Source organism: Endozoicomonas sp. Z74 (genome assembly GCF_057680865.1).
Map to the genome: position 1 here is coordinate 1 of NZ_JBLYZI010000069.1, position 23,213 is coordinate 23,213.

At 51.4% G+C, this 23,213-nt stretch carries 13 protein-coding genes; 5 read left to right on the forward strand and 8 right to left on the reverse strand.

What is annotated here, in order from left to right; translation table 11 throughout:
* Positions 1–945 precede the first annotated feature (945 nt).
* Positions 946–2,157 (forward strand): efflux RND transporter periplasmic adaptor subunit, encoded by a 1,212-nt coding sequence (locus ACNRUY_RS17840; RefSeq protein ID WP_488113003.1) that lies wholly within the window; start codon positions 946–948, stop codon positions 2,155–2,157.
* 8 nt (positions 2,158–2,165) lie between these two features.
* Positions 2,166–5,312 carry an efflux RND transporter permease subunit gene (locus ACNRUY_RS17845; RefSeq protein ID WP_488113004.1) on the forward strand — a complete coding sequence of 1,049 codons (3,147 nt, stop codon included), beginning with the start codon at positions 2,166–2,168 and terminating at the stop codon, positions 5,310–5,312.
* A 41-nt stretch (positions 5,313–5,353) separates the two neighbouring features.
* Here ACNRUY_RS17845 and ACNRUY_RS17850 read toward each other — a convergent pair whose 3' ends face one another.
* On the reverse strand, positions 5,354–6,577 hold the full coding sequence (locus ACNRUY_RS17850; protein ID WP_488113005.1) for a hydantoinase/carbamoylase family amidase: 1,224 nt from the start codon (positions 6,575–6,577) through the stop codon (positions 5,354–5,356).
* Positions 6,578–6,815: 238 nt separating this feature from the next.
* Here ACNRUY_RS17850 and ACNRUY_RS17855 point away from each other — a divergent pair, with 238 nt between their 5' ends.
* Together ACNRUY_RS17855 and ACNRUY_RS17860 are read left to right on the forward strand one after the other, a co-directional pair.
* Positions 6,816–7,085 carry a hypothetical protein gene (locus ACNRUY_RS17855; protein WP_488113006.1) on the forward strand — a complete coding sequence of 90 codons (270 nt, stop codon included), beginning with the start codon at positions 6,816–6,818 and terminating at the stop codon, positions 7,083–7,085.
* Positions 7,086–7,168: 83 nt separating this feature from the next.
* Positions 7,169–7,918, forward strand: coding sequence for a class I SAM-dependent methyltransferase (locus ACNRUY_RS17860; protein WP_488113007.1), 750 nt, complete (start codon positions 7,169–7,171; stop codon positions 7,916–7,918).
* 22 nt (positions 7,919–7,940) lie between these two features.
* On the opposite strand, the gene ACNRUY_RS17865 is transcribed toward ACNRUY_RS17860, so the two are convergent.
* The 5 genes from ACNRUY_RS17865 to ACNRUY_RS17885 all read right to left on the reverse strand — a co-directional run bounded on the left by ACNRUY_RS17865 (position 7,941) and on the right by ACNRUY_RS17885 (position 17,632).
* The gene (locus ACNRUY_RS17865) at positions 7,941–13,109 is read right to left on the reverse strand and encodes a hypothetical protein (RefSeq protein ID WP_488113008.1); all 5,169 of its coding nucleotides are present in this window, start codon (positions 13,107–13,109) and stop codon (positions 7,941–7,943) included.
* A gap of 350 nt (positions 13,110–13,459) precedes the next feature.
* Positions 13,460–15,220: a flotillin family protein gene (locus tag ACNRUY_RS17870; RefSeq protein WP_488113009.1), complete on the reverse strand. Its 1,761-nt coding sequence runs from the start codon at positions 15,218–15,220 to the stop codon at positions 13,460–13,462.
* 59 nt (positions 15,221–15,279) lie between these two features.
* Positions 15,280–15,909, reverse strand: coding sequence for a YqiJ family protein (locus ACNRUY_RS17875; RefSeq protein WP_488113010.1), 630 nt, complete (start codon positions 15,907–15,909; stop codon positions 15,280–15,282).
* Positions 15,910–16,257: 348 nt separating this feature from the next.
* Complete coding sequence (locus ACNRUY_RS17880) at positions 16,258–16,572, reverse strand: SCP2 sterol-binding domain-containing protein (protein WP_488113011.1); 315 nt, start codon at positions 16,570–16,572, stop codon at positions 16,258–16,260.
* A 148-nt stretch (positions 16,573–16,720) separates the two neighbouring features.
* Complete coding sequence (locus ACNRUY_RS17885; protein WP_488113012.1) at positions 16,721–17,632, reverse strand: HAD-IIA family hydrolase; 912 nt, start codon at positions 17,630–17,632, stop codon at positions 16,721–16,723.
* 406 nt (positions 17,633–18,038) lie between these two features.
* Here ACNRUY_RS17885 and ACNRUY_RS17890 point away from each other — a divergent pair, with 406 nt between their 5' ends.
* Complete coding sequence (locus ACNRUY_RS17890) at positions 18,039–18,959, forward strand: hypothetical protein (protein WP_488113013.1); 921 nt, start codon at positions 18,039–18,041, stop codon at positions 18,957–18,959.
* Positions 18,960–19,027: 68 nt separating this feature from the next.
* On the opposite strand, the gene ACNRUY_RS17895 is transcribed toward ACNRUY_RS17890, so the two are convergent.
* Together ACNRUY_RS17895 and ACNRUY_RS17900 are read right to left on the reverse strand one after the other, a co-directional pair.
* Complete coding sequence (locus ACNRUY_RS17895; RefSeq protein WP_488113014.1) at positions 19,028–22,084, reverse strand: efflux RND transporter permease subunit; 3,057 nt, start codon at positions 22,082–22,084, stop codon at positions 19,028–19,030.
* The gene (locus tag ACNRUY_RS17900) at positions 22,081–23,145 is read right to left on the reverse strand and encodes an efflux RND transporter periplasmic adaptor subunit (protein WP_488113015.1); all 1,065 of its coding nucleotides are present in this window, start codon (positions 23,143–23,145) and stop codon (positions 22,081–22,083) included. Before ACNRUY_RS17900 ends, ACNRUY_RS17895 begins: the two co-directional genes overlap by 4 nt.
* Positions 23,146–23,213 lie beyond the last annotated feature (68 nt).

Sequence of the window (23,213 nt, forward strand, 5' to 3'; positions counted from 1 at the left end):
CATTTTTGCCAGAAAGCGCTCTTTGCGGGTGGTTCTGCGTTTATGGACAAACTCACTGTCTGCGAAACTAAGCTGGCTCATGGACAGAAACTCAAGCTGGAAGCGATGGGAGTATTATCTCATGGCTGGGGACTTAATCGCACCTTCCCTAAGAGAAACTTGGGTAATAGCTAAAGGTCGAACATGCCGAAGGATCTGATACATTAACTTCTTGTAGCGATGCCATTCATTTTTTATGAATTTATTGTCTGTAATGGGGGCGAGAAGCGAATTGCCCAACAAATCAGTGACCCCATGTAATAACTGTTTTGCATTCGAGGAGGTTTGATAAACGGGTAAAACTGCAGGGGTAAATGACCTGGTGCAATCACTACAGTGTTTGTCCCTCCAGTCCCTCAACATGATTTTGTCAAGTGATACCCTGTAACGCTGGTTCAGATCAAAGAGCCGAAGAGGTAAACCTTGTTGTTCTCTGTCGGGGCTGATCAAGTTTAACTCAACTTCAATTGGATATCCTGTGCTGGTAATAAGGTGCTCGTGAGTATACGTAGCCTGGTAACTATACCTTTGCTCAATGACCACTTCTTCATATACAGTATTTTTTTCTAAGGAATCCTGTGCCAAGACACTTTGATAAATACTGCAATAGCAAGCCAGAAAAAGTAATAGAAAGAAAAACACCGGTGATGACTTTGGGTTCATTATTAATGCCCTTCTGGTTGGTAAAAGTTACTTATTTTCTGCGGGATGCAAGGAGGTAGAGATCAAAGCTGCTGATGTATTTTTGATGGGATTGTTAAATATGAATTTACTGCAATATAGGTACTGTGAGGGATAAATCAATTGTGTCCAGAAAAGCGATACCTCTCTTTTCTTCTCTATTGAACCTACTTTACCTCAGACAGTCTATTCTCTGTACCTGTCAGTTATTGGAGCCAGCCCAGTATGCCCCTTCTGAGAATGAGCATTGCTGCCATGATCGCCTTCCTGTCAACAACGCTTCTGCTGTTGATCCCTTTTCTTTATGGTTGCCGTGATTCACATACAGCGGGTGAAGGAGAGCGTTCGGCACCGGTTTTAACCGTTAATGCTTATCAGCTGGAGCAATCCCGGCAGTATGACATTCTCCGGGAGTATGCCGGGCTGGTTCAATCAGGCCAGAGGGCAAGCCTGGGTGCTGAGGTCGCTGGCAAGGTGGCTCAGGTGCATGTGGATGCTGGGGCAAGGGTGACCGAAGGGCAGAGGTTACTGACCCTGGATACGCAGCTTCTGGAAGTGAATGGGAACCAGTTGAACGCTCAGAAAGCCAAGGTGGAATCCCAGCTGGAGCTGGCCCGGAGAAACCTGTCCCGGCTGGAGGCGATCAGGGACAAAGGCTTTGGGGTGCAGGCTGATATTGATGACGTTCAGAGCCAGCAGTCGGCTCATAGGGCGGACCTGAAACGTCTGGTCGCGGAAATAGAAGCCAACCGGATTCGAATGGAAAAGTCTGTGATTCGGGCACCTTATTCCGGGGAGGTGGCCGAGCGTTTTGTCTCAACAGGGGATGTCGTGAACCAGGGAAGCCCCACGCTTTCCCTGTTGTCCAGCTCCAGTAAAGAAGCTCATATCGGGGTGCCAGTCCGGCAGTTGGATGGTCTTCTTAAAGGGAACGTCAAAGGAAAGCGCTGGCCGATCCGGGTGGGGCAGCAGGTTTTGCCCGCTGTGTTAATTAATCCGGGGGGCCGGGTTGAATCCGGGGCGCAGACGGTAAACCTGCGTTTTTCCCTGACGGAGGACGCCAGGCTGTTATCCGGTCAGCTCGCCTACCTGCAGCATCAGGAGCGACAGGACCAGGAAGGGTTCTGGATTCCGATATCCGCATTGACCGATGGGGTTCGTGGTTCGTGGAATGTGTTTGCCCTGGTGCCAGAGGAGCATCCGTCAGCGGTTAAGAGCCCTCAGCAGGTTGAGAGCCTTCAGCAGGTTGAGAGCCTTCAGCGGATTGAAAGGCGAACCGTCCAGGTCCTCTTTACCGGTAAAGACCAGGCTTATGTCACCGGTTCACTGATGTCCGGGGAGAATATTGTCCGGGATGGGCTCCACCGTATTACACCGGGCCAGCCGGTGCGTCTGGCCATCAATGCTCAGACAAACCTTTCAGGCAGTGGGCGGTAAGGGGCATCATGGATATCAACTCGGGAATTGACTCCGGTATCGAAAAGCTTCTGGGTAATAAACGTCTCCTTGTGCTTGCGGTTATCCTGTTGCTGGTGGCCGGTCTTTCCTCGCTCTCCTCCTTGCCCCGGTCCGAAGACCCATGGCTCACCAACCGGTGGGGCACTGTTATGGCCTACCTGCCGGGGGCCAGTGCCGAAAGGGTTGAAGCCCTGGTGACAGAGCCCATTGAGCTGGCGTTAAGGCGACAGGCTCAAATCAAACTGCTGGAATCCACTTCCAGGCCCGGTGTTTCGGTGGTGAGCATTGAGTTGTCGGATCAGGTTGTGGATGTGGAGCCGGTCTGGTCAAAGGTGCGTGACAGGCTGGCGGATTTAGCCCCCAACCTTCCCTCCGGGACTCAACCACCCACTCTTGATGTGGATCAGGGGCATGCTTTCACCACCATGGTCAGCCTTACCTGGCGAACGGATCGGCAACCAGATTTGCTGGCACTTGGGCGGTATGGCAAAGAGCTGGGCAATCAGCTTCGCTCTCTGGCCGGTACGGAGTATGTGGAAACCTTCGGGGTTCCGGAGGAAGAGATTCTGGTCAGTATCGACCCGGCAGCGGCCAGTGCCCTGGATGGATCGGTTGCCAGCCTTTCGGCGGCGATCACCGGGGCGGACTCCAGGAATGCCGCAGGTCTGCTGGCCAATGACAATCTGTATTATCAGCTGGAAGTGTCTGGTGCCCTGGATACCCTGGAAAGGGTGCGCCGGGTACCGGTCAGGCTCCAGGCATCGGGCCATAAAGTCAAACTGGATGATATCGCGACCGTTGAGCGGGTAGCTGCTGCTCCTCCCCATGAGCTGGCGGTGGTTGCCGGTGGGCCAGAAGTGATTGTAGCGGCAAGGATGAACCATGAACTGCGGGTGGATCTCTGGAGTGAGAGGGTGCATCAGCTGCTGGCCCGTTTCCAGAATCAATTGCCGGATGATATCCGGCTTGAGGTGGTGTTTGAGCAGCAGGCTTACACCCGGGACCGGTTAAACCAGCTGACCGGCAACCTGCTGTTTGGGTTTGTTTTGATTCTGGCGGTTTTGCTGGTGTTTATGGGGTGGCGGTCGGCATTGATTGTTGCCCTTTCTCTACCGTTGACCAGCTGTCTGACCCTGGCCGTCATGAATCTGACCGGAATTCCCATTCATCAGATGTCGGTGACCGGGTTGATCGTGGCACTGGGAATATTAGTGGACAATGCCATTGTGATGGTGGATACCATCAGCCAATACCGGCAACAGGGATTGAGCGGGTTGAAGTCAGCGCATCGTGCGATCCGACATTTGTGGGTTCCCCTGCTGGGTGCCACTTTAACGACGGTTCTCGCCTTTGCCCCTATTTTTCTGATGTCGGGGCCCGCCGGTGAGTTTGTGGGAGCGATCGCTTTTACCGTGACTCTCTCGCTGCTGGGCTCCTATCTGATTTCCCATACCCTGATTGCTGGTTTTGCGGCCATGGTCATCCATCGATCACAGGAAGGGGCAGGGTGGTTCCGCAGCGGTTTTCGAGTGACCACCATCAGTGAACGCTTTGCCAGGTCCATAGGCGGGGCAATCCGTTTTCCCCTGGCGGCAATCATTCTGGTGGGGCTTTTGCCTTTTTCCGGCTTTTGGGCAGCGGCGTATCTGACGGAACAGTTTTTCCCGGCTTCAGACCGGGATATGTTTGAAATACGGGTTTATCTGGCTCCCCAGGCAAGCATCCATGCCACTGAGTCTACGGTAAAAGCCATCGACAAAAGTATGCGTGATCAAGCTGGTGTTGAGCGGTTGGATTGGGTGATTGGGGGGAATTTCCCTGCTTTTTATTACAATCTTCAGGCGCGGGATCAGGGGGCTGCAAACTTTGCCCAGGCCATGGTGAAAGTCGCCAACTTCCAGACAGCCAACCGGTTGATCCCGGCGCTTCAGACCCAGCTGGATGAACAGTTCCCCCATGCCCAGATCATTGTCCGCAAGCTTGAGCAGGGGCCTCCCTTTAATGCGCCTATTGAATTGAGAATACTGGGGCCTGACCTTGACCAGCTCAGACAGCTGGGAGAGCAGGTACGTGCCATTCTGGCAAATACCGAGCAGGTTACGCATACCCGGGAAACCCTGCAGCCCGGTACACCAAAGATCTGGCTGAAAGCCGATGAGGACACGGCGGGTCTCAGTGGTATGACCCTGAGCAGCTTTGCCGGGATGCTCCAGGCCAGTCTGGCCGGTCGGGTGGCGGGGTCTGTGATTGAAGTGACTGAGTCTATTCCGGTGAGGGTTCGGGTCGGAAACCGGGACCGGCAAAGTCCTGAGCATTTGAACCGGCTGCGCTTGCCGGTTGTAACAGATAGCGTGGCCACAGTGGGAACAGGAACAGGGAAAAAGTATCCGGTGGGGCTGTCGGTGGATTCGTTGACGGAGCTGGAAATTGCCCCCAGCCGGGGAACGATTCCCAGAAGAAACGGTGAACGGATCAATGTGATTGAAGGGTATATTGAGGCAGGCGTATTGCCTCAGGGGGTTCTGCAGCGAACCCTGGCGAAGCTTGCAGACCTTGAGTTGCCTCCGGGGTACCGGTTGGAACTGGGGGGGGAAACCGCAGAGCGGGGAGATGCCGTTCGAAAACTGATGTCTAACCTGGTGATGGTTCTGTCACTATTGTTCACGGTGGTGGTATTGATCTTCAACTCATTCCGCCTGAGTCTGGTGATTCTGCTGGTAGGTTTTCAGGCCACAGGGCTGGGGCTTCTGTCCGTTTGGCTGGCGGGATATTCGTTCGGGTTCACTGTGATTATTGGTCTGCTTGGCGTCTACGGTCTGGCCATCAATTCAGCCATTGTTATTCTGGCTGAGCTGAAAGCGGATCATCAGGCCTGCCTTGGGGATGAGCATGCCATGGTGAATGCAGTGATGCGGTGCTCAAGGCATATTGCCGCCACAACGGTCACCACGGTCGCAGGTTTTATTCCAATGATTCTCTCAGGAGGAGGCTTCTGGCCGCCTTTCGCGGTGGCCATCACCGGTGGGACACTGCTGACGACGGTGCTGTCGTTTTATTCGGTGCCTGCTGCTTTCAGGTTGTTGTCAGGACGCCGGGTCCTCACCCCAACCCTCTCCCAGGGGGAGAGGGGGTAAGAAGACAGGACTTCTCCTGGGAATAGAGGGGGAAGCGAAGCTTATGACGCCTGCCGGATAATTTCGGCAGCGGCGTTGGCCATAACCTGGCAACCGGTAATCAGGTCTTCTTCTCCGGTGTCCTCTTCAAAGCTGTGGCTGACTCCACCAATGCTGGGCACGAAGAGCATACCGGAGGGCATGACTCTGGCAAAGATGCTGGCATCGTGCATGGCAGCGCTGGGTATACTTTGCCACTGGCCGGGAACCTGCTGTTCAGCACTTTGGCAGAGCACCTCCTGAATCTTGGAGTCCAGAGTGGCCGGGAGTGTGTTGTTTGCCCGCTCCACCTGGATCTCAGTCTTCAGCTCCTTCTGCAGGGCATTAGCCATTTGTCGTACGGCTTCTTCCATCCGGTCAAGCTGTTTCAGGGAGGTATCCCTGAACTGCAGTCGCATGGTTGCCTGGCCGGGAATGACACAGGCGGCACCGGGCAGAAACTCAACCCTGCCGATGGTCCAGACCGTGTATTGATTGGCCATTTGCCGGAATCTCCGGTTGAGAGAGCTGGCAAACTCAATCAATGCCATGCCAGCGTCCTTTCTCATGCCCATGGGGGTACTGCCAGCGTGGTTGGTTTCACCAATGAAGGCTATATCGAGATCCCGGCAGCCCACGATACCCGTCACAACACCGATCCGGTTGCCGGAAATATCCAGCCGTGGACCCTGCTCAATATGAGACTCCAGATAGCCGATGTAACGGCCTGGCTCATACTGTTCCGAGAGCCCGTCCAGACCAGCCGCTTTCAGGGCATCTTCCAGACGGTGCCCATCAGAACGGATGGCGGTACTGATCACCTGGGAAGGAAGCATCCCCAGAAAGCCCTTGCAGCCAAGAAAACCGTGATAGGTGTGCTCTTCATCGGCCCAGGATGCAATATCCACGGACATGTGTGCTGTTTCGGGGCATTCTGCCAGTGCTCTGCTGACTTCCAGTGCACAGATGACACCGTAGGCACCATCCAGCCAGCCACCTTTTGGCTGGGTATCCGTATGGGATCCCATCAACAGGGTCGGGCTGGTTTTTCCGGAATACCCTATGACATTGCCAAGGCCATCGAGGCGGGCATCCAGTCCAGCTTCTGCCATCCGCTTACGGAGCCAGTGCCGGGATTCCATATCTGCATTGGAATAGACCTGACGTATGACTCCGGTACTGTATTGACCGAACTTTCTGAGGTCGTAGAGGTCGCCAAGCAGTCGGTCAGGGTTGATTGGTACCATTCTTGTCGCCATTGTTAATTTACCCAGGGTTGGTCTTCTAGGAAGAGCACCGCTCTGGGTGCAGAAAGTGATTGTTATTGTATGGATGTTCTGTAAAAGCGTGTTGAGTTGTGTCAAATGATGGACAGACAATACTGAAGAACACAGGCGAAATGTCAGATTAGCTTATTATTCGATGGCACTGTATTTGCAGTGGAGAAGGGAGTCTTTCCGGTCACTGTTCCAAAAGGAGAATCCCATGGCGGCGGTTGAACTCTCGAAATCCTCCCTGGAGCTTTTGCTGTCGGTCAAGCGGCAGATCAGAGTCGAGTTTAATGAAGTTTTTCATCTATCCGATGACCAGCTGTTGTTACAGCTGAACCATTATTGGCAGAAAAGCGATTCGATGGATACCAGGGCTCTGCTGGAGCGTTGTCTGCACTCCCTTGGAAGTGAAGTTGCTCCCATTATTCCAGAACCGGTTCCCCGTCAGGTGAAAAGAATTTATCGAGGGCAGGTGGTGGCTTGATAGTGTGCTGGCTGAGAGTTTTCTTGAACTTTTATGCTGTGCAGATGGTCTATGATGGACGGAGAAATAACATGAATGACTGAATGGGCGGAGCGTTGGCAGCTATGGAGCAGAAAAGTGGCTGGGATCATTTCATTGAAAAATTGAGCAATGTCTATGACCCTAAAAAGGCTCAGCCAATGGCTTCAATCCAGAGTTTGCTCAAACGAAATGAGTTTAATCCTGGGCCAGGGGATGCTGTGCTGGATCTGGGTTGTGAGCTCGGCAAAAACTCATTGCCCTTCCTGGAGGCTGGCTGCAAGCTGTCGATTTGTGATATCTCTCCGGAAGCGGTCAGGCAGTGCCTGAATTTGTTTAAATCTATGAAACTGCCTCCTCCTGAACATACTTATGCAACCAGTGCTTCAGATTTGCCTTTTGAGTCCATGGGGCCCTTTGATACGGTTGTCTGCAGTTACTTACTGGCCTTTTTTTCGGAGAGCACGCTGTCCTCTCTCATGAAGCGGTTATCATCCAGAATCGTTTCAGGAGGCTACTTTGCCGGGGCTTTTTTTGGTTGCAGGCATGGCTGGGCTGAAACAATGAGGGCGTGTAATGCAATTGAGCCGGATGAGGATCAAAGGAGTCTGCTCGGGCCGCTTTCGGGTCAGCAAAGGCAGATGTTTTCTCAAATGAATTTTCTGACGAAGCCGCAGGTTCAAGGGTTGTGCCATAATAATGGCCTGGAAATCCTCTCAATAGAAGAAGAGGAGCGTGATGTGGATACGCTGTCTTCTGGAAACATCCGGTTTCATGTTTTCCATGTAGTCGCAAAGAAGCTCAATGGCGGGTAGACGCTTTTCCACTTTCTGGATTTCAGCCTGCAGACTCCTGAGCCGTATCGGCCCTTTCCCAGTGGTGACTGGCTTGCACAAAGTCGGGGTGACCGGGATTTTCTGGATCCAGCATCAGGTCCACACTTGCGGTGACGGGCTGGTCAACTTTGAACTGGCTGGTTCCCAAAGTGTCGGTCAGAGTATAGGCATCATAGGACAGTTGAACATTGACTTTGATTCGTTGCCTGCCTTCAGGCTTTGCTTCAACCGGTGTTAGCGTGACTTTCACTTTCTGGTGTTCCGGTTTGAGGAAGAACTCCTGGCCTGACAAAATCTGGTTCAGGTAATCTGTTTGAATGTCCAGCATGGGCATGACCAGCTTATGAGATACCAAGTCACTGAGCCATAGCAAGGTGTCTCCGGGGCCATCATTACCAAAATAATACTGGAGAGAGTGCTGACACTCATCGGTAACAGCCTGCGTGATTTCAGCAGGCGTCAGTTCCTGACCCGGCTGGTTGTGCATACGACGGAGGTCTTCTGAGTCAAACACGGTTTGTGTTTCGACCGTCTGAATGGCCATTTCTGTTGGTTTGCGCTGATCATCATGAAACCGTTGAGAGAAGCAGTCCTGGCTTTGCGTGGGAGAAGCCTGAGCGGCTTTCAATAAAAACCGGTGTATTTCATCATTTTGTACAGAGACAGTGCCCTGGTGCTGATTCAAGAGTAACTGAATCTGTGAGAGTGTTTGTGCGTGCTCTCTTGCAAGAGGCGCTTTGACATCGTTGTCCTCCTCCTCGGAGTCGGTCATCCTATAGTCGCCACTGAACTCTGAATTACTGAGCTCTGAATCACTGAGTTGGGACTCGCTTCTGGATAATTCACTGACCGTTGGCGTTCCGGTTTCATGTCCTGAATCTGAATGAGAGTCTGACGTCGTCGAGCTGGAGTTCATTCTTTCTGCCGGTGGGCGAGAAGCTGGCTTGTTCGGTGTTTCAGTGGTAGCGACTGTTTCCTGTCTGGTTTTTTCTCTGATTTCAGTCAGTCGGGTGATGGTATTCACTCTGTGCTGGTGATCCGGCACACTCAATGACCAGGGGGGGATGGTTTTTGAATACTGGTGACTCAATTCATCCAGGATCCGGTTCACGGCGGTGGCAAAACTCTCGCTGTCAAGAGGTACGCGGCTGATCTGGCTGGTGGCAGCATCGATCAGTGCCAACCTTCGGGGTTTTTTTGATATATCAGGGTCTGACTTAAGTAACTGCAGCTCTTGCAAGACTGGCTGCCTGCGTCTGGATCGAGCGATTTCCACATAAGGCAACCGGCTTTTCCATAAGGCATCACACAACCTGACAGCAGGAACGAGTTGTCCTACAGTATCTGTTTTTAACCTCACCAGTGGTACAGAGTGATTATCCGTGAAGGATTCACAGCGCCCAGGAATGTTTTGGACCATTGCGTTCATCACCGACTGGTGCATTTTTTTAAAGGGGTGCCCCTGCTTTATTTCCTGGTTAATCTGGTCAACTAAAAGATGAGCATCTGCCAGGTTGGCTTTATACAGTCTGTTTCGGGGCGAAAAGTCGACCTGCCCACTGGGGGTAATGTAAAAATAGTGACCTAACAGGGAGGAGGACAGTTGCTCTGCGATCGTCATTGTAGAGCCAGGCTTAGGGAGCCTTGAAGGCCATTTTCTTTCCTGGTTGAGCCGCTCCTGAAGTCTTGTTTTATAGGTTGTCAAAAGAGAGTTGATAATCGGTGTGTTTTGTTCCTCTGCTTCCGAAAAGTCAGACAGGCAGGGAGGGGAAGAGACTCCGTTAAGGCTGAATTGCCTGTCCAGACGATGATCCAGCTCCGGGTCTCCAGTTCTCAATGAATTTAAATAATGAACTCTTTGCTTTAAGAATGTGTTCAGCTGGACCAGTTCGTAGTGGGAGTTGATGGTGATCGGTTTGTGGGTTCGTTCTACAGCATCCTTTTCATGAATATCCTCAATTTGTTTCATCAGAAGGTAAGTTCGTACCCGGTGTTTTGTGAGTGAGGGCTCACTTTCTCCACTTGAAAGGGCGTGGTTGAGGAGGTTTGAACTTTCTTGAAGTTCTGTCATCAGCGGACTGAGCCTGGGTGAGGTAAACAATGTACCCATTTGCAAGGCTGCTTCTGCTTGATAAAGCGTTTTCTGAGCCTTTGTGAAGGATTCTTGATACTGTTCACCTTTGGTTTCATCGGGGGGCTGTATTTCAGAAACGATAGAGCTGGTGTCTGAATCAGTGCTTTCTGATCTGGATAATTTTTCTGTTTCAAAATCCTCAAGGGAGGGGGCTTTATATTGTCTGAGTTCTTGTTCAATAGCCTGAAAAATGGGACTCCCTGGTGAAAAAGGTTGCTGCTTTTGACTGTGTGACAGTAGTTTTTCCAGAACAGAGGCAAAGGCCTCTTTTGTGATCCTCAGGGAGCTGAGAGCCTGGAGTAATTGGGTGGCTTTGTTAAAGTCAACCAGGTTCTGCTCAATCGCTTTCAGTGCTTTTTTCTCTGCTTGAGATCTCAGTCTCTTCTTCTTTTCCTGCCTCTGAAGGTGGATTAAGTGATCTTGGTGTTGTGCCAGTAAAGGTATCAGGTTTTTCATGGTTGAAGGGTCGATATGAGTCAGCCGACCCGGAGAGTCAAAGCAGCTACTGGTGCTGATTTCCATGGACCGGGAAAGAGATAATAGAATACCCCTTCCCTGATGTGGGCTCAGCAGCCCCTCCAGAATAAGTTGACAAGCGTCTATATAACACTGGGTTAATGAATCAGAAGCAGCGGTCAGGGATCCAGAGTGTGTTGTAGAGTCAATCAGATGTTTTAGCCTCTTTATTTTATCTATTTTATTTTTGTCATCCCTGAAGAAAGTGTCTTTTTTGACTCCTGTAGCAGGATCCTTCATGATCCCCGTCCAGATTAAAAAAGTATGCAGTTTTTTGGGGATTGCTTTTCTAAATCCCCGGTTTCTGAGTTCTGTTGTCTTTGTCTGGTGATAACGACTTAATGCCAGATTTGTCTCTCTGTCTATGATGCTTTGTATTTGACTGGAGATTTCCTGGTTGGCTGTTTTGATTGATTTGTTTTTCTTTTTTTCTTCATGCAATAGGGCTTCTTTTTTTTCAAATTCTTCTTTATGTTGTCTGCAGGCTTGTAAGCCCTGGTGCACCGTTTTGATTGCCTGTTCAAGATGTTTGGATTCAGATCGAACACTCTCAGGGCTGTAGCCAAGAAAGCAGGGTGACTGCATAGGCTCTTCATGAGCGATCAGTCCCATCCCAGAAAGAGCATTGATGACGGGGCTGAACTTACCTGAGTTAGGCTGTTTTTTTTCAGATATCTTTCTCAGAAAAATATTGAGAGCTTCTTCTTCACCCTCCCTGGAACGAAGCAGTGGTGTCACTGAAAAATGCACCTCTTCTCCATTTAGGTGTATATCAACTTCCGCGTATCCAGCCAAAATAGTGTTCAGTTCTTTTTTTATCGTCTCATGATAGAGGGGGGCATCCGTAGCCTGATCATCACTCATCCATTGTTTATAGAGATTTCTGATTTCATGGCCCACTTGTCCAAGTTGCCCTGAAGCGCTATTAAACATTGCAGGAATCACTTCATCCATTATTCCTGTCATTATGGTTGCCCAGGCTTTGTCCAGTCTTTTTTCCCGGTTCTCCTGGGATTGTTTTTTCATGGATGAAGGTGCGGTTTTTAACCATTCCAGTGTGTCGCTGGCGGATTCTATCTCTTCCTGGCCGCTCACCTCTCTGAAGTGCCCTTCCGTGGTCAACTGAACGACTTTTTTATTTCCTTCCATTAACACTTTATGATCACCGCGAAACCAGGAATGATCGTAAAAATGAGCAGCCAGTGCTTCCACCTCTTCAGGGCACCGTATATGCTCTGTGGGTTTGGCAGGAGGTATGAAAAGTTGATCAGAAACTTCGGCGAACAAGCGGTAGCTTTCTGATGCTGCCGTTGCTGGTTTTTCTCCTTGTTTTAAAGCCGTGTAATGAGTGAGGTAGGCGGCTAGCTTTTCAAAGTGAGACAGGTCTCTTGTGCATAATAAATGGGTTTCGTCAGGGAGAAAGGTTTTGAAAATCAATACAATCAGGTGGTCTTGTTGGGTTGGTGGTGTTGGTAACTGCTCACACAGGTACCTTCGGGCTAATATTCCTCTGTTTAATTGAGACAAAGTGTCCAGATGCCTGTCTATCTCATGCAGTTTTTCTGGCAAAGCGGGATCGTTGAAGTCCAGGTTGTGCTTGTGGCCAAGAACATTCAAGGAGTTGTAGAGTGTGCTGACCTCATCAAAATGACCCGTCAGTTGAGACCACTGGGTCATGCAGTCTATCAAAGGCGTCATCCTGGCTAGCTGTTCGTACTGTCCTTTTATGTATTCTTGTATGAGTGACAGTGTATCTTCTTTGTCTTGAGTTTCCGGCGCTTTCAAACTTCTAACAAGCTGTTTGAGGGTCTGGTCTTTCAATACTTCCGGTTTCAGTTTTTTATGATTTGCGGTTTGGAAAGGAGGTTTCTTCTGTTTATGAGCTTCCACAGGGGGGGCGGACGGTTGCTTTTCTGACTCTGGAGAAGGTGAGGGTGCCACTGTTCTTTTTGGTTCCTTCTCCTCCATAACCAGGGGCTGACCAGAGTGGCCCTGATGAGTTGAGGGAGGGGGAACTTTATCAAATGGTTTCAGGGTCAGGAAAACCTGTACTATCTCTGCCTTCAAATCAGAAAGTTTGGTTTCAATTGTACCCTTTGTTGCAAAGGAAAATTTTGACCTTGTTTTTTCAGTCTCTTCCTGAATGGCCTCTATCTTTTTGTACCGATCTTGTAATTTTATGAGTGTTTGTCTTGCTTCTTCCTGGTTAGTAGTGCCTGGATCATTAATGACGTCATTGATTTTGGATTCTGTTTTTTTCAGCTCTTCTTTAACAGCCTCTATATGAGTAATGACCTTCTCTCTTAATTCGTCTTTTTTATACTGTTTAGACTCCAGATTCAGGTGCTCAAGTGCTTTTTCACTGGCATTAAGGTAAGCGAGTGTGTCGTTGATTTTGGGTATGATTTTGATTTTCCAGTCATGGATATCCTTGCTATCAGCCACTATATGCTGCTGCTCAGGCATAAACGCACTGACTTCATCGGTGGTTTTTACTTTTTGATTGTTATTTTCATCCACGGGAGGAGGTGCTGTAGGAGGGGGGGCAGGAAATTGAGTGGGTGAAGATACCGATTGTAATGGACCGTCAGGCTTTGCCATGGAAATACTCGCGTTTTATTTCTAGTAACCTTGTGGGGGGATGTTGTTTTTCTCTATATCCATAAATTGTAATCAAAGCAGACTGAATCAATGTCAGGAAACGGCATCTCAGGCAATAAATAATGTTTTTTTGACGGTTTTTTGATGACAAGCAAAACCGGTCTGTGACTGTGGATTTATTGAACAGAGTGGTTTGGGTTACCTCTTTATACTTCACCTGCGGCATAAAGTGGTAACCCTTTGTTTTAAAACTGTATTGGCAGGCCTTGTTATTCTGCTGGTGTAAATGCCATGCTTTCCTTCACGACAGCATCACTGGGAACCTCTGGTATAGGAGAAGCGCCTTTAATAACACCCCGTGTGCTGGCTGTTAACTGGCTCTGGCCTGTGAGCAGGTCATTAAGGGTTCCCTTTTCCTGGTCAACCAGCCCTAATTCCTGGAGCATAGCGTCTACAACCGGTGCATTGGCCCGGTAGCCCAGTGCTGCGGTGGTCACCTGTTCAGCGATAGAGCCAGTGGGTGTTGTCCCGTCAGCAGCGATGGCGCCTGTGGAGCCATAGCCCTGCAGGATTTTAATGCCTTCGATGTTTTCCAGGGGTTTAACGGCATGGGCAACCACTTCAGGCAGTGCTTTGAGAACGGCCAGGGCTTTCTGCAGCTCGATCTGCTCCTGACTCAAGGTGTTCTCAGCTTCATACAGGGCTTTTTTACCGGCAGCCTCGACTGCAAACACTTTTTCATCGGCTTCCGCTTTCAGCATCTTGGCGTCAGCGTCTGCACGGGCTTCGGTCAGAACGGCTTCTGAGCGATCTTCAGCAGCCTGTTTTTCTGCCTCCGCCTGAACCGTTACGCCCACCGCTACTTTTTCCGCTTCCTTTTTGGCGTCAATCACATCGATTTCTTTGCGGCGGTTGGCCTCTGCCACCTGCCGTGCAGTCACTACCGCCTCTTCTTTCTCTACTTTTTCTTTTTCTGCTTCTGCAGCCCGGGCCTGGGCGGCGGACTCTTCTTCTGATTTAACCGCTATGGCAATCTGCTTTTCCTGGGCAGCCACTTCCAGATCTCGCTCCTGCTGTATACGGGCCTGCTGAAGGGCTTTCCGCTTGTCAATTTCCCGGGTTTCAATTTCCCTGGCTTTTTCTATCTCGGAGATCTCAATGGCACGCTGCTTGGCGATTTCTGCCTGGCGCTCTTCCTGTTCTTTAGTCTCCCGGGTTTTGGCGATCTCGGCTTTCTGCTCTACCCGCTTGAACTCCAGAACCTGCTCCTGGGCGAGCCGGGCCTGTTCTTCTTCTTTCTTTATTTCCAGGGATTGCCGTTCTGCTTCCAGGTTACGACGCTCAATCTGAATTCGGTTTTCCTGTTCAATGTCGTTGGTTTCCTTACGCTTCTCTTCAATGATTTTCGCCAGGCGAGAACGTCCTTCTGCGTCAAAGGCGTTGTTGTCATTGAAGAACTCCAGGTCGGTCTGGTCAAAACCGGTCAGGGACACGGACTCCAGCTCAAGGCCGTTCTTCTCCAGATCGTTGGCAACGTTCTGTTGAACTTTCTGGACAAACTCCGCCCGTTGCTCATGCATTTCCGTCATGGACATTTCTGCAGCCACTGCCCGCAGAACATCCACAAACTTCGATTCCATCAGCTGTTTAAGTTCTTCCACGTGAAGCGTGCGTCGCCCCAGGGTCTGGGCTGCCATGGAAATCCCTTCTTCGGTGTGGGCAACCCTCAGATAAAAGTCAGCCCGGACATCAACACGCATGCGATCCTTGGTAATCAGGGCGTCCTTGCGAACTTTCTCCACTTCTATTCGCAGTGTTTTCATGCTGACGGGAATGGTTTCATGAAGCACTGGCAGGCAGATGCAGCCCCCATCCTTGACCACTCTTTCACCGCCCAGGCCCGTGCGGACAAAAGCAATTTCCTTTGTAGCCCTGACATAGAGCTTGGCGAAAATAATACCAATGGTGAACAGGGCTAATAAACCCAGTCCTCCCATAATCAATACATACATCAGGCCGGACTCCATCATTGGTCAATACTCCTACTCTCATTTTTCGGGTTTTGCTTGGAAGGGGTTTCAGTTCGGGCTCAGTGTTCAAAAGGGATGGCGGTCCAGAAGCCGGTTTTTTTTTCAACCAGAACCACCTGCTCCCCCTGATTAAAAACATCGTTGCTGGAACAGGGGGCTACCATCATGTAGTGCTTTTTTTGATAGCGGTCTTGTAGAACTGCTTCTGCGGGGTTACCCATGGTCGCTTTGCCCAGGGTGATTTGTGCCAGCTGTCCGGCAAATGAATGGTTGGACACAGCACTGCTTTCACTTTTAGGGAGCAGTCTGGCCAGTGGTGCGCCTGCAAAACGGGTGGCTATGAGGCTGAGAACCAGGGCTGCGGGATAGCTGATAAAACCTGGAAGAGCCTCATTAATCCATTGGATGGACAGGTAGTTGCCTGAATAACCGACAATGGTAAAAGCGGTAAGGAAAAGCACCAGCCAGATCAGGAAAGGGAGTTGCCCCAGGTAGAACCACCCAAGAATGGCTGACAAGCCACCGTCGGATATGTCCAGCTCACTGTTGATTGGAAGAAAGTCATCCAGGAGGTTCATCAGGCTGAACCCCACCAGCATGCCCAGTATCTCCATCAGGGCAATCATAAGCACCAGAGCGAGGGCAACGGCAAAGCCGGTGTTGGCTTCCATCAACAGGAAGTGGCTCATGTTACGGATTTTCCTTTCTGTTTCTGGCGGAAGAAGATCTTCTCTGGAATTTGCTATCTTTTTGTCGGTAAGGCTTGGGGCACTAAGACTACCTTTGTTTTAAGGGTTGGATGATAAGCCAATTCAAAATGGACAACAATGCCATGCCTGTTATTGAGTACGACAGGTGTTTATTAGCGAGGCGAAGAAAGCGGGCTGGACAGAATGAAGAAGACAGACCCTTTGTGAAAAAACCGGGAACCGGGATGATTCAAAAGGGCCGTCAGAGGATAAGTGACAGTAGACGTTTGTTTGGGCTCATGCTCAAGCAATAGCCGTTGTCTCTTGTCCAAACGTGGAAATAGTCGTTTACTGTTTGAAGAATTCACCCAGCTTGGAAGCCAGCATCATATTGCCTTCAGTGCGCAGCTTGCCAGTCATAAATGCCTGCATGCCGTCCAGCTCACCGCTGAGCATACCCACGAAGGTTTCGCTGTCCATGATCAGGGTGACATGTGCGTCGTCACGGGCACCTTCAGCAATTTCCAGGGCACCATCAGTGATGGCAGCGTAGTAAGGCTTGTCGTCGGTAACGTCAAATTGAAAAGTCAGGGTCTGTCCGGCCGCAGCGCTTTCGTCAAAACGGCCTTTCATTGCTTCGAGAACTTCCTGAACAGTAGCCATGGTCTACTCCTTATGGGACACCCGCCTGGAACAGGGGTGTCTCGTTATTTATTGTTGTAGTTGGTCAACACATCACAGCGCATTGGAGTGCACGGAGCTATTGTTAACAGCATCCGGGTAGTGAACATCGTCCATTCAGCCTATGCCTTCATAATTGAGGTGCGATGAAATGCGGACGGATCCCTGCTCTGTTGATTTCCCTGTGGATATCCTTTCCCTGATAAATACCGCACTCCAGCAGCAGCGTTTTGAACCCCATGGCATTGCCTCCAAGGATATCGGTGTAGAGGGTATCTCCCACCATTAAAACGCGTGAGTGTTCGGTAAGGGTATGGGGTTTCAGGGCTTGCTCAAAAATAGAGGTATCGGGCTTGCCGAACAGAACCGGCCTGGCCTGCTGGGCGGTTTCCTCAACCAGGCTGGCCAGAAAGTAGCCTGGGGTTGCGGCAATCCGATCACCATTGGGGGCGCCGATGTCCGGGTTGCCGACCACCAGATTGAACTGTCGACCGTTGGCGCTGTCTACCAGGTTTTCCTGCATTCTGGCGGTCCAGCCTGCCCCGGTTAAAAACAGTAGAGTGTCAATGTGGTCGGGAATAACACCGTTGCAGTTATTCAGGCGCACCATCTTTTCAAGAAGGGCATTGGATGGGTGCTCAAGGGGGGCAATGACTCCGTAGCGCTCCGGGTCGGTCACGGTCTTCAACCAGGTTTCAGTGATATCAAGGCTGGTCAGGACCTCATGGCTTTGGAAATCAAAGCCGCGCTTACGGTATTTTTCTGCAGCCACTGAGCGGTTGGTCATGGTGTCGTTGGAGACCACACAGAAGGGAATATCGTGGGCACGAAGCTTTGCAATGGCCTCTGCGGCTCCCTCAATGGGAGTCGCTCCCCGGCAGAGGACACCATAGGAGTCCAGCAGAACCAGATCGAAATTGCCCATGACCTCCTCAAGCCCGGCCACGGTCTCCGGGAGTTCCTGGGGATTATTGACCGGCGGGTACCAGTCCATATGGCGGGCATAGACTTCGTTCAGGGTTTCTTGAGACAGGACAACCATTGGAGCCTCGCTGCAGGTGGGTTTCGCTGGGGGCCGGATTATAACAGGGGAGTTGTAAGCCAAGAAAGCGGGCTGTCCTGGAACACCTCACTGGAATCCGGGGAACAATGACTGTGGAACTCTTTTCTCCTTTTTGAGTCAAACGTACAAAATTCGCTTGTTTTAATGCCCCTGCCAGCGTGGTGCTGATCACTGACCACAATGTCAGTGATACAGACAAGGAGCCTTTATATTTTAGAGTTGAACAAAAAGGAGATGTGAGATGGCAGTAGGTGGAGTAAATAGCTTATATCCCGCTATACCCGGATGTAATGAAACTGGAGCCCCTCCAGATACAGCTGACAGGCAGGTTCTGCATTGTGGCCGGTGGGTCAAAGCTCATCATCCAGTTGACTTGCCGGTTAGCTTGAAAGCTTTACCAGAACTGGAATCCACCTCAGATTTTGGCCGCAGGCGTTCATTGCTTTCTGTCCTGAAAGGCTATGTTGAACTGTTCATCGCCTGGGCCAGTGGCTCCACAACCACCGCACAAAAAGGGTATATGGCCAGACTGTACGATAAACTTTCCTGTGATCCGATGGGGGAGAGACAGCGGGCAGAGATTCTAAGGACGGGGAAAATCCCTGTTCCACTCCAGGAGGTTCATATCAGAGCTGCGGACAGGATGGTTCGTTGTGGACTGGCTCGCTTCTGTCTTTCTGAGTTACGCAAAGGTCAGATAATGATTGAGTTTATTCGGCCTGAGAATAATGAAGCTCTGGGGCAGGTGGCGTCAGAATTGTTGGTCAGGGAGCGCTCAATAAAAGCAGTAGCGCATGCAAAGGGTGTTTTAGAAAGTGAGTTTTCAGTGAGTGAAGAGGCTGGCCTGGAATACCTGAGTCACTGGCTGGTTGAAGAGGCGGCAGTGGTTTTGGGGAATGAGCTGGTGCGACAACCTGTGGACATTCATTCGTTTATGGATGCCGTGGCCAATTTCAACTATTGGGCTTCCATAAGCTACCGCTTAAAAGGCAAGACTGAAATGCAGCCGGATGATATTGCCAATGAGCTGGATCAGCTGTGGGGGAAAATCAAATGTACTCTGCCTGATGATGCTTGTATTGATCCGGTTTTATCCAGGGCTGCAGGCTTTATTACTGCTATGGATCCAGGTGATGAGATGATTGCGGAAGGGCCAAGGCCTCTAAGCCACATGGGTCTACGAGTTAAGGCATCGGCTCCTCTGATGATTCGATGGCTTGAAGATAAAATGGGCAGGGAGGCCGTTCGGGAACCCGGTTCATTGGAAGAGTGCCAGATGATTGAAGCTGCTTTAAGAGCACTTTAATTCAGGGATGGCTGGGACGTTTTCAGCAGCCTGAATGACTGCAATGAAAACGCCCTGTGAGCCATTGGTTAATATCTGACTCGATACAGCACCGAATAGAGCACCGGAACCAGCCCAAGAGTCAACACAGTTGAGAACAGCAGACCCGCAATAATAGCCACTGCCATGGGCTCCCACATTTCACCGCCTCCCAGATACAGCGGAATCATACCCAGTACCGTAGTGGCTGTGGTCAGCAGGATTGGCCTGAGCCGTCGCTGGGCGGCAACAATGATGGCCTCCTGGGAAGAGAGACCATTCTCGTCAATTTCATACTTGATGCGTTCCAGCAGGACAATGGCATTATTGATCACAATACCCGCCAGGGAGATCACCCCCAACAGTGTCATAAAACCAAAGAACGACTGGGCTACCAGCAGTCCGATGATGACACCGACCATACCCAGGGGGATGGTGGCCAGAATGATGGCAGGCTTGCGCAGGGAGTTAAACTGGGCCACTAACAATATCAGGATAATAAAGGCGGCAATGGGCAGTTTTTCCCCGATGGACTGGTTGCCCTTGCCGGAACTTTCGGCCTCTCCACCCAGTTCGTACCGGTAACCGGCCGGCCAGGTTTTCTGCTGTTTCTCCAGCCAGGGCTGTAACTGGGAAAACCCTTCTGCTGCAGTGACTCCGGGGTCAAGCTGGGCGCCAACTGTGACGGTTTTAAGGCCTCCCCGGCGCAGCACTTTGGCCGGCTCCCAGGCCACTTCAATATCGGCCACCTGTTTTAATGTGACGGATTTGCCCGTGGACTGGATATAAACGGAGAGAGACTCCAGCTTGCCGATATCCTGGCGATCCGCTTCCACGGAGCGGAGCATCACGGGGATGACGTCCTCGCCTTCCCGGTACTGGGTCAGTTCAAGACCGCTCAGGCCACTTTGCAGGGACAGGGCGATATCCTGACTGGTGGCGCCCACCCGCAACGCCCGGGGCTGGTTGATCACCACTTTCAGTTTTTTGATCCGCTGACCCCAGTCATCGCTGATGTTTCTTAACCCTGGCACCGTTGCCATCTGCTGTTTCAGGTCTTCCACCAGGGAAAACAGCTCGTCAGTCTCCTTGCCTGAAAGGCGGATCTCCACCGGGTTGGTGACCGACATGCCGCTTTCAATCCGTCGACTGGTGATCTGAAGGTCGGGAAAGTGCTCGAAAGCGTAATGGTCCAGCCGGGTTATCAGGTCATCAATGACCTCGGCCGAGGTGGTATTGATCACCATCAGACTGTAGTTCGGGCTGGCCGGCTCGGGGCTGTGTTGGAGAACAAACCGGGGGCCTCCGGTGCCGATATGGCTGATCCAGCTGGTGACGCCTTCACTGCGCTGGTCATTGACCTGTAGCTCCCGGGCAATGAACGCTTCCAGTTCGGTGACAATGGCTTCGGTTCGTTCAATGGCTGTGCCCAGGGGCAGCTCCAGCTCGGTTTTGAAATAGAGACGGTCTGAAGGTGGGAAGAAGATTTTGGGAACGTATTTAAACCCGCTCATGGCAACCGCAAACAATAACGCTGTGGCTACCAGGGTAATGGTTCTGTGCTTTAACAGGCGGGTCAGAAGCTGCCGGTACTGCAGATAAAAACCACTGTTGTAGTCCGTGGTTTCCTTTTTAATCTTCAGGAAGTGGACACAGAGCAATGGAATCAGGGTCATGGACAGCACCCATGAACAGAGCAGGGTGATGGTGACCACCAGGAACAGTGAAGCGGTAAATTCGCCCACGGCGGATTCGGCCAGGTAAATGGGGAGGAAAGCGGCGGCTGTGGTCAGTGATGAGGTGAGTAGGGGAACCCTCAGTTCACTGGCAGAATCGATAGCGGCGGCCACCGGTTTCTTGCCGCTGTTCATCTGCACCATAATGCTTTCAGCCATCACGATGCCGTTGTCAACCAGCATGCCCAGGGCAATGATCAGGGCGGCCAGGGATATCTGGTCCAGTCCGATGTCGAATAGGGACATCACCAGCATGGCAGCGATCATACTGACGGGAATCAGCGACGCAACAATCAAGCCTGTGCGGGGACCGAGGGCGATCAGCATCACCGCAGCCACCACCATAACCGCCTGGACCAGGTTGGAAACAAAGTCGTTTACTTTGTCTTCCACTTCTTTGGGGGAAAAGTTGATGACATTGAAGTCAATGCCGATGGGGTAAGTGCTGTTGAGCTGGTTCAGTACCTGCTGTACCTGTGCTCCCATGCGTATGTTGTTGCCCCCTTCCCGCATGGACAGGCCCAGGCCAAGAGCCAGCTGTCCCGAGGAGTGGACTTTGGAAGAGGGTGGGTCCACATAGCCCCGCTTGATCCTGGCAATGTCTTCCAGGTAGACCACGTTGCTGCTGCCGGGAATGGGAACAATGGTATGACGGATGTCGTCCACGGACTCAAAGTTGCCACTGGGTTCCAGCTCTATCCGCTCCTTATTCAGGGTAATGGCGCCACCGGGCACCACAATGTTGCGATTTTCCAGCATCTGCATCAGCTGGGTGGGAGAAAGCCCCATTTCAGAAAGACGGGCGTTGTCGTACTCAACAAAGATCCGTTCTTCCTGGGCACCGTAGATTTCCACCTTGGCCACTTCCGGGACCCGAAGAAATTCATCCCTGGCCTGGTCGGCAATCTTTTTCAGTTCCGCATAGCTGAATTCCGGACCCGTGAGGGTGACCACAATTCCGAATACGTCCCCAAACTCATCATTGACTTCGGGGCCAATGACACCATCCGGGAGGTCTTTGGCGGCACTCTCGATCTTTCGCCGGAGGTTGTCCCAGATTGGCCGCATGTCCGTGTAACTTTCCTGGATGCTGACGGTAATGATGGATACGCCGGTTTTAGAGGTGCTCTTGACGTAATCCAGCTCAGGAATCTCCTGAACCACCTTTTCCAGCTTATCGGTAATCAGTTGCTCAACCCGCTCCGGGCTGGCACCGGGAAAATAAGTAATGACTTTGGCGACCCGGATGATGAAACCGGGGTCATAGGCTCTGGGAAGATTCTGGTATGCCTGGAGCCCGGCAATGACCAGGACTGCCAGAAAGACCAGGGCCGTTCGGTTGTTGACGATGGTGGCACGGGTAATGTTCATCTCGCGTCACCTTCCTGCAGCCGGACTTTCAGGCCTTCGCTCATCTGGCTCATACCCGCGGTCACCACCCGGTCACCAACGTTCAGGCCGGAAGAGATGATGATCCCCCTGTTTGACAACTGACCGGTGTTGACTGCCCGACGGTTGATTTTACCGGTACCATCACCGGCATCACTGACCACATAAACAAACCGGCCATTTTTGTCTTCCATCACGGCATAGCCCGGAATCAGAATCAGGTTTCTGTCCGGGGTGATCTCTTCTGCGCGAACCAGAACCGACATACCTGGCAGAATCAGGTGGTTTTCAATGGCTGGCATGGTAAAGGTCATGGTGTAGGTCTGGGTACTTTCATCCGCCTGGGTTGAGGTTTCCCTGAGTTCCAGAGGAAAGTAACGGCCGGGAATGGAACTGAAATGAGCCAGAAAGTTGTAGTCCCCCTGACGTTTCCGGGCCCGGACCAGCACGCTTTCGGGCAGCTCCATTTCCACCAGCAGTGAGGAGGTATCCTGCAGAGAGACGATCTCCTGTTTGGCGGAGACTTCCTCAAAGTTTTCCACATACCGCCGGGCTACCCGGCCTGCAAAGGGGGCGCGCAGAATGGTGTAATCCAGCTCCTGCTGGGCCGCTTCCAACTGGGAACTGGCGGTACTGACTTTGGCACTGAGGTTATCCAGTTCTGCCCGGGCAATGGCTCCAGACTTGATCAGTTTCTGTGCCCGGTCAAAATCCGCCTTTGCTACGTCATAGGAGGCTTTCCGGTCTTTTAATTTGATCTCGAAATCCACCTGGTCAAGTCGGGCGATTTCCTGACCCTCCTCCACCATTTCCCCCTCTTTCACCAGAATCTTCTGAAGCTTGCCTGATACCCGAAAACTGAGGTCCGCTTTCTGCACCGCATTGACCACGGCCGGGAACTCCTTGATCCATCCTGACTCAGGTGGGGTGACCACAACGGAGCGCACTGGGCGCAGTATTTCGGGTTGCTCGGTCTGCTCCTGGTTGCATCCTGAAAGCGCTAAGACCATCAGTGCAATGGATCCCGCTTTTGACCAGCTCATCTTTTTCAAGTTCATCCTGACTCCGAACGTAGCGTTTCCGGCAATTTTGCAGTATATGGTATCAAACT

Coding starts and splice junctions, on each gene's coding strand:
- ACNRUY_RS17840 (WP_488113003.1), top strand. CDS start 946: ATGCCCCTTCTGAGAATGAGCATTGCTGCCATGATCGCCTTCCTGTCA.
- ACNRUY_RS17845 (WP_488113004.1), top strand. CDS start 2,166: ATGGATATCAACTCGGGAATTGACTCCGGTATCGAAAAGCTTCTGGGT.
- ACNRUY_RS17850 (WP_488113005.1), bottom strand. CDS start 6,577: ATGGTACCAATCAACCCTGACCGACTGCTTGGCGACCTCTACGACCTC.
- ACNRUY_RS17855 (WP_488113006.1), top strand. CDS start 6,816: ATGGCGGCGGTTGAACTCTCGAAATCCTCCCTGGAGCTTTTGCTGTCG.
- ACNRUY_RS17860 (WP_488113007.1), top strand. CDS start 7,169: ATGGGCGGAGCGTTGGCAGCTATGGAGCAGAAAAGTGGCTGGGATCAT.
- ACNRUY_RS17870 (WP_488113009.1), bottom strand. CDS start 15,220: ATGATGGAGTCCGGCCTGATGTATGTATTGATTATGGGAGGACTGGGT.
- ACNRUY_RS17875 (WP_488113010.1), bottom strand. CDS start 15,909: ATGAGCCACTTCCTGTTGATGGAAGCCAACACCGGCTTTGCCGTTGCC.
- ACNRUY_RS17880 (WP_488113011.1), bottom strand. CDS start 16,572: ATGGCTACTGTTCAGGAAGTTCTCGAAGCAATGAAAGGCCGTTTTGAC.
- ACNRUY_RS17885 (WP_488113012.1), bottom strand. CDS start 17,632: ATGGTTGTCCTGTCTCAAGAAACCCTGAACGAAGTCTATGCCCGCCAT.
- ACNRUY_RS17895 (WP_488113014.1), bottom strand. CDS start 22,084: ATGAACATTACCCGTGCCACCATCGTCAACAACCGAACGGCCCTGGTC.
- ACNRUY_RS17900 (WP_488113015.1), bottom strand. CDS start 23,145: ATGAGCTGGTCAAAAGCGGGATCCATTGCACTGATGGTCTTAGCGCTT.